Source organism: Bradyrhizobium sp. Mp19, assembly GCF_029952935.1.
Classification (GTDB): domain Bacteria; phylum Pseudomonadota; class Alphaproteobacteria; order Rhizobiales; family Xanthobacteraceae; genus Bradyrhizobium; species Bradyrhizobium elkanii.
The window spans coordinates 32,154-39,231 of record NZ_JASAUT010000071.1 but is presented as its reverse complement, the minus strand read 5'-3'; the positions used below and the strand labels follow the sequence as shown (position 1 = coordinate 39,231).

General features: G+C 59.0%; 4 protein-coding genes and 2 pseudogenes. 3 read left to right on the top strand and 3 right to left on the bottom strand.

Features of this window, described 5'->3' with window-relative positions; all coding sequences use genetic code 11:
- Positions 1–77: 77 nt before the first annotated feature.
- A pseudogene (locus QJT82_RS45665) lies at positions 78–329 on the top strand (nodulation factor fucose acetyltransferase NolL); the annotation flags it as partial.
- Between the two features lie 163 nt (positions 330–492).
- On the opposite strand, the gene QJT82_RS39905 reads toward QJT82_RS45665, so the two are convergent.
- A complete protein-coding gene (locus QJT82_RS39905) occupies positions 493–1,860 on the bottom strand; it encodes a carbohydrate porin (protein ID WP_018270180.1) in 1,368 nt (455 codons plus the stop codon).
- Positions 1,861–3,289: 1,429 nt separating this feature from the next.
- Here QJT82_RS39905 and QJT82_RS39900 point away from each other — a divergent pair.
- Positions 3,290–3,811 (top strand): hypothetical protein, encoded by a 522-nt coding sequence (locus QJT82_RS39900; protein WP_233475513.1) that lies wholly within the window; start codon positions 3,290–3,292, stop codon positions 3,809–3,811.
- Between the two features lie 101 nt (positions 3,812–3,912).
- Here QJT82_RS39900 and QJT82_RS39895 read toward each other — a convergent pair whose 3' ends face one another.
- A complete protein-coding gene (locus QJT82_RS39895) occupies positions 3,913–4,101 on the bottom strand; it encodes a hypothetical protein (protein ID WP_028343889.1) in 189 nt (62 codons plus the stop codon).
- 301 nt (positions 4,102–4,402) lie between these two features.
- Between QJT82_RS39895 and QJT82_RS39890 the strand changes: the two are divergent.
- A pseudogene (locus QJT82_RS39890) lies at positions 4,403–5,378 on the top strand (IS5 family transposase); the annotation flags it as partial.
- A 223-nt stretch (positions 5,379–5,601) separates the two neighbouring features.
- Here QJT82_RS39890 and hemN read toward each other — a convergent pair.
- A complete protein-coding gene (gene hemN / locus QJT82_RS39885; protein WP_026192370.1) occupies positions 5,602–6,936 on the bottom strand; it encodes an oxygen-independent coproporphyrinogen III oxidase in 1,335 nt (444 codons plus the stop codon).
- Between the last annotated feature and the right edge of the window lie 142 nt (positions 6,937–7,078).

Sequence of the window (7,078 nt, the reverse complement as noted above, 5' to 3'; positions counted from 1 at the left end):
AATCATCCCGACCGGGCTATCCAGAGCATTCCGCGCAAGTCAAGCCCGGGCACCAGTGCTCCTCTCGTGACGCTCACGTGGAAATAGGACAGAGCACGCTGGTGCTGTACCTGATTCAGGGCATGGCATTTCGTCTCATGGATTCGATACCGTACGCAGAGCCGTTGGATCTCACATCCAAGTTGGCTGTGGCGGGAATTCTAGGGGCTGCGATTGTCCTCGTCGCGCTAATGGTGCGCCGAACCGTGCATGACATTCCCTATCTGTCTCAGCTCATTCTTGGAACTTCACCCCCGCGCCCTATGTCGAGCGGGGCAGCCTGCGGATAAGTAGCTGTAGCCGAAATCCGGCCAGGAGGCTCTTAGATCATGAGATAGCAGGCCCCCTGGTTCGTCTCCTCTCACAGCGTCTCGCCGGCGCGCTGGCAGAACTTTGCGCGCAATTGTTTCGAACCGAGAGTTTGGTAGCAGAATTGGTGGCATCCTCACTGATCTAGAAAAATATCAGCGTAGACACCAACAGATTGAGGGCGTGCTCTGTTTGAGGCGTGTGGATGACGCTTATCGGGTTGTGAATGTAGGACAGTCCGAGGCTTGCATATATCCCCGGAGCGAGATGCGCGGTATAGGTCCCCGTGATGGCTGTGGTATCGTGATGCGCAAGCTGCCCTTTGGCCAAGGCAGCATCCACTGCAAACCTGCTCCAGGTCGTGTTGTTGGCAACCAGAGCAATCAAATCACTGGGCCGGCTGTCAAACAGTCCCTTTGCATAAAGACGAAGCTCGTAATACTGGCCGATCCTGTTTAGGTCAGGTGAAGCTCCCATGATGGAGAATCCGCCATAGATGCCGCGAGATGGCGTCCCCTCAACGTCACTCTGCCAGAGCTGCCTGTCAGCAGCTATGTAATGAAAGTTATTCCCGCTCTCCCTTTGTTGATCCGGATCTGCCAAATTCCTGTAGCGGCTGCTGTTCAAAGCAATGCCGGCCCGCAGCCACGTGTCGGGAACGCCAGGAGCGGCCTTGCTCTTGTAGCCAAGTTCATCAATGAACAGAATGCCGGCATTGGCTGTGCTCCAGTTTAAACCCGAAGGATTTTCGGTTATCTGCGCATAGGGACCATCTGGACTGATTGACCGCTGCACGGAAACTTTGTTGTACAAGTGATCATCAAAATTGTACTTCAGGTTGGCGGCGGGCGTTGGCGCGGCGTTGGTGCTCATCCCTGCTTGGAAAAGGGCAAACATGTTTGATCCTGAAATTCCTCCGAATAATGTGCCGGTGAACTCATTCGCATTTCTGAGATAGCCAAGCTTGAGTTCGAATTTTCTGTCGAAGAACGTTTGATAGTAGGCGAATGTATTCAATCCTACTCGATCCGGTCCCGGTCGTTTCCATGTCCAGTATTGCTGCTCGGCTCCAACGACAATCTGTCCATCGGGAATACCAAACCGGCTGAGATCATAAGTGACGATCACGAAGTTCGTCGTAGCAAACGTCGGATTCTGCCCCATATAGAGTTGGTTGGCGATGCTGCTTCTGGTCGCATTCGGCAGCTGGTTGTTTGCAAAGGTGTTGTGCGTCCAGCCGATATAGCCAATGCCGACGTCTGCCAGTACGGATCTAACGCCATGCTTGTCCTGATCAATTGTATCAGCAGGGCCGGGTATGTTGAGCCAAATCCCTTTTTCTCGGAAAGCATCAAAGCGTGCGAAGGGGGCGATCGTCTTTCGCGTTTGCGTCTGAGCAACCCGACCGGCGCTGCCGGGCTTTATGAGAGGTAGGTTGGGGGCTGACGCCGACGCCGAGGCATGAAGTCGAATCGGCTGATTGACCACGCCGATCCGGAGCTTTGTAGCCATATCCGGGGGCGTTAACGTTCTTCTCTTGGTGGCTTGGTCCGCAGCGTTGCTCCTGGGGACAGGCTCGTCGGCAGTTTGTGCCGAAACGGGGGCGCCGACCAAACAAGCCGCGAGCGAAAGCGCAACGGCAAGTCGCCGTTGCGGCTCGCTTGATCGCAAACTGCAGGCAAATGCTGCGATAGCCGAAGATGTCCGAGGCGTCGTCGCCGCAACAAAGCAATCACGCACAGTCTACTTCGCATCCTTGTTTTGCGAGCCATGAATGGATTGAAAGTCGGCCTCTCTAGTCCAGAACGGACCTCCCGAGCCGTGGCGTCTGGGGACAAGAGGACGACGCCTCATGGGCAGGACGTCTATCCCAGCGAGATTCACTAGACCTGGCGACTTGGTCACCCGTAAGCGCGAGCATGATCTGGTCTGCACCTTGCGTGTGCGTCAGGCCGGATTTGCCGAGAGTGAGCAACGCTTGCTGGCTGAGCGAGAACCGTTGGCCGCGAGCGCGCGGAGCCGCAGCTGTCCAAGCCGCCAAGACATTTCGAACCTCGACCTTGCTCCACTATGAGGTAGAGGATTGCGGCCGTGCCGAGCATCTTGCTCGAAGTGCCTTTCTCGACGAAGTGGCAGCCACGGGGATGCAATGCCTGCCAAAGCGGAGCCGTGGCTTCGTGAAGCTGTCCTGGTATCGTGGTCCGCCAAGGACGAAGCGATCGTCGACGACCGCGATTTCCACAGAGCCTTGGAATTTGTTCGCGCAGCGATCGCGTCACAACGTCCACGATGGTGGCCCAGAACAGCGGGGGAAGCAGGTTTCGAGCTGCTTTAAGGGCTGTGGGCGAGAAGTTGCTAATTCCGTCCGCTGCATTGGCACGGACAAATCTGCGGTGCATTTCGAGTGCCTAGCTATGATCCCGTAACGTTCGTGGGCCACGCTTGCCATGCGTCCGTCGTCTCGATCAACCTGCCAGGATTGGTAGTTGGCCATGCTCAACACTTGCCGCTCCAATGGCATGGTGGCTCGAGCGCCAGCTGTGGCGCCTTTTTCGTAGCGCCTGGCCGCGAAGTTGCCAGCCTCGGCAGCACGGAAACCGAGAGTCCGACTTTGAAGGAAATAGCGGCCGGCTCGCATCAGGCGTCGGCAGGGTGCAGAATCTGCAACGTTATCCTGAATGATGCGAAAATGCTGCACCATGGCCGAGGAAGATGAGAACTAGTGCTACCGCCAGCCCTATAATGCAGGAGTTCCCCGTAGGGTGTTCGCTTTGCCTTGGTCAAGACGGGCCGCTTCATTGGAGCCAAGGGAGCAAATGGTCGGCGAGTTGAAGAATGTTTTTGGGGCGGCCGCGGCTCGCTGGGATGCGTGAGCATCGCGAGCTCTCGCGTCAACCAAGAAGTCTATCGAAACGGGGAAGTCGGGCAAGGAACGATGGAGATGGTTGACCAGGCGGCCGCCTCAGACTTGCGGCCGCTCTTATACGGCTCGTCAGGGCGAATTCGCTGCGGTTTGGTGTTTCTCGTCCTCGTCGGCTTGTGTGCGGCAGCAGCCCATTTTGGCGGCAGCCTCGCGGGGTTTGTCGAGACGTCGGCAGCCGGGCACGCAGATGCGGCGGTGGGCCTGTCGGCGCAGGACAGAATATCCCTAACCGAGATACGTTGGGCGCAGGAGAAGGTGAGCGAGGATATCGCAGAGCTTAACCGGTACATCGATGCGCAGCGGAAGGACCTCAAGGGGATCTTAGATCAGATCACGGTGCTGGCTTCGCGGATTGATTCCTTGCAGAATCCAGCAGCTGTCACTTCTGCTCCCTCCGCCATTTCTTCGTCGCCCCCACAAGCTGCTTCGAGCCCGACCAAGAAGCGCGCCGAGAAGCGCGTAGAGCGGTCCAACCCACAAGGCCCCGTTTCCGTCGGAGGTGCGCCAGTGATCACAGGACAGAAGAGGGGCAGGCCTTGATATGTTAAGGCTGTTACAGGCGTGGCCGAGGCCTTTAGCCGCACTCACTGAGGTCAGCCGTACGTTTCGCAAAGTGGCTTGTTGCGATAGATAGCCGAAGCCTACGAACGCAACGTCGTCACCAAGGTCACGCTCGCCGAGGTGATCCGCATCAAGGCAGCCGACAGCATTCCGGCCGCTTGTTTGTCGTCCGTGAAGAATGCAGATCGGCCTGAGAGATAGGCAGAAGTTGTCTCGATAAAGTATTCGATTTGCAGGAAAGCGGGGTGTTGGGCCGCGGTTTCTTGCATTTTTGGATTTTGCTTTCGAGCGATTCGTGATTCCCTGACGGCTGGTCATCGGCATTGGGGACGGCGATGAGCAAACCGCGAGATGATCGCCAAAAAGACCTGTTGCTTCCGGCGCTCGATCAAATCATCGACATGGGCCACCCGCTGGTGCGGTTGGCCCGGCGCTGATCGACTGGAAGTTTCTGGATGACCGCTTTGGTTCGGTGTGCCAAACCGGCCCAGGGCAGCCTGAAGTCGGATCGTAGCCATGTCGTTCTGTGAGCCAAGGAGTTGCCAGACATATTTGTCTTCCTAAGACCGCTTGGCCTCCGACTTGGATCGAGAACCCCTATTATCAATACTTCTGCGGCGAGTTGAGCTTCTGCCACCGGCTGCCGTTCGATCGATCGTCGATGACGCGCTGGCGCCAGCGGCTCGGCGAGGAGCAGCTCGTCGCGCTGATCCAGGAAAGTCTGTCGGTGGCACACAAGACTGGCGCCATCGGTCCCCAGGATCTGGAGCGGGTGGTGGTCGGTACCACGGTGCAGCCCAAGGCCGTTGCGCATCCGACCGACGCGCGGCTGATGCATCGGGCCATCACCAAGCTCGTCGGGCTTGCCAAGCGCAACCGTGTGCCGCTGCGCCAGAGCTATCTGCGCCTGGCGAAGCGCGCCGCCATCATGGTCGGCCGCTATACCCACGCGCATCAGTTCAAGCGCGCCCGGCGCCAACTCAGGTTCCTGCGGACGCGGCTTGGCCGGATCATCCGCGATATCCGCCGCAAGATTGATGGCGATGCGGCGCTGGAAGCGCGCTTCGGCCCGCTGCTCGATCTGGCGCAGCGGGTGCGCAGCCAGGATCAGCATCAGCGCGGCCCCAAGGTCTATGCGTTGCATGCGCCGGAGGTCGAGTGCATCGGCAAGGGCAAAGCCCGCGCGCCTTACGAGTTCGGCTGCAAGGTCAGTATCGCCACCCCCGTGACGTCCCCGAAGGGTGGACAGTTCGTGCTCCATGCCAAGGCGCTGCACGGCAATCCCTTCGACGGCCACACGCTCGGCCCCGTGGTCGCCGACATGGAGAAGTTCACCGGCGTGGAGGCTCGCCGCATCCATGTCGACAAAGGGTACCGCGGCCACAACCACCCGCACCGGCTCAGGGTCTGGATCTCAGGTCAGGTTCGCCGCGTCACGGCTTCCATCCGGCGCGAGATGAAGCGTCGTGCGGCTGTCGAGCCCGTCATCGGTCACGTCAAGGCCGAGCACCGCATGGACCGCAACTATCTCAAAGGCCGCGTCGGCGACCGTATCAACGCCGTCCTCGCAGCGGCCGGCTACAACTTCGGCCTGCTCCTGCGATGGCTCGCAGAACTCTTGCGGGCCATCATCCGGGCCTTCGCCGAAACTGTCCCGGCTCAAAACATCGCTTAAATCAGCGCTCGTCGGCGTTCTTCACGGCGGACTTGTTTCGATCATTCGTCCGCAAGCAGCGTTGATGCATCGAAACCGTGCTCGGATCCGTGGCTTAGTAGGGTGTGCGGTCGAGATGAGCGTCGAATGCCGCAGCGACAGCGCGCACGACAAAACGGTGCTCGTGCTTGACGCGGATGAAGCCGTCCTGGATCTCCACTATGCCGTCCTCGGAGAGCATTTCCAAGCGGTCGGCTGAATCGAGAAACCCAATCGGATCAACTCCATGGGCAGCACAGAGTGCCGGCACGTCGGCCTCCAGATCGCACATCAGGCGCTCGATAATCGCAGCCCGCAGCCGATCTTCCTCAGTGAGACAGCAGCCCTTCGATGTTGCCAGACGGCCAGCTCTGATATGCCGGCTATAAGTAGCGGTTTCGGCCGCGTTCTGGACGTACCCGTCACCGAGACGGCCGATGGCTGACGGACCAAGGCCGATCACGGTCTTGCAGGTATCTGCCGAATAACCCAGCGAGTTGCGGCGTAGCCGTCCAGCTTCTTGTGCCAGCGTGAGTTCGTCGTCCGGCAAGGCGAAATGGTCGAGCCCGATTTGGCGGTAGCCGGCAGACACCAGCGTGTTCGCCATGGCCGCAGCTTGCTCGACGCGGGCAACATTGTCCGGCAGTGCCGTCTCATCGATCTGGCGCTGACGTTTCATATAGGAGGGCACATGGGCATAACCGAAGACCGCAAGCCGGTCGGGTCGCATGGCCGCGGCCGTCCTTGCCGAGTTCACACAGGACTGCACCGTCTGGTGCGGCAGTCCAAAAAGCAGGTCAAAGTTGATGCGGCTTATTCCCTGCTGGCGAAGACTTTCGACAGCAGAAGCCGTCTGCGTTTCGCTCTGAATGCGGTTGACCGCCCTTTGAACCTTGGTGTCGAAGCTTTGCACACCAATGCTCGCGCGGCTGACCCCGGCTGCCCCTAAGCTTTGCGCCATCTCGGTCGTGAGCGCGCGCGGGTCGATCTCGATGGCGACGCTAGCGGACGTGCTGAAGGCAAAATAGCGGCGTAATAGCTCCATCAGAGCTAGGAAATCGACCGCCGCAATGCTGGTTGGCGTTCCGCCGCCGAAATGCACGTCGTTGACGGGCAAGGCGCGCGGCAGTCGCTCCGCAACCAAACGAATCTCTTCCCGCAGCGACGTCAAGTAATTGCGAATCGGCCGTTCGCTGCGCGTGAGGCTTGTAGGAAACCCGCAGTACCAGCAGATCGACCGGCAGAACGGAACGTGGATATAGAGCGATACGGGTTCGTCGGGCGGCAGCCGGTTCAACCAAGTCTGACAGGTCCTGGCGCCGATTGTCGTGGAGAAATCCGGTACAGTTGGGTAGATGGTGTACCAAGGCAGGCGAGCATCGCAATATTTGTTCAGGAGTGCGGTCTGCAAGGCTTGGCTTCCCATGCTTATACAGCCGCGAAGCTGGCCGATGCGCCCTCCTGTGTCTTTGAGTTATGTCAACTGGTCCGAACTAAGTCGAAATCGGAATTCCGTTCTCGATATCACGGCCTAGGGACTGACGTGGCGAGAG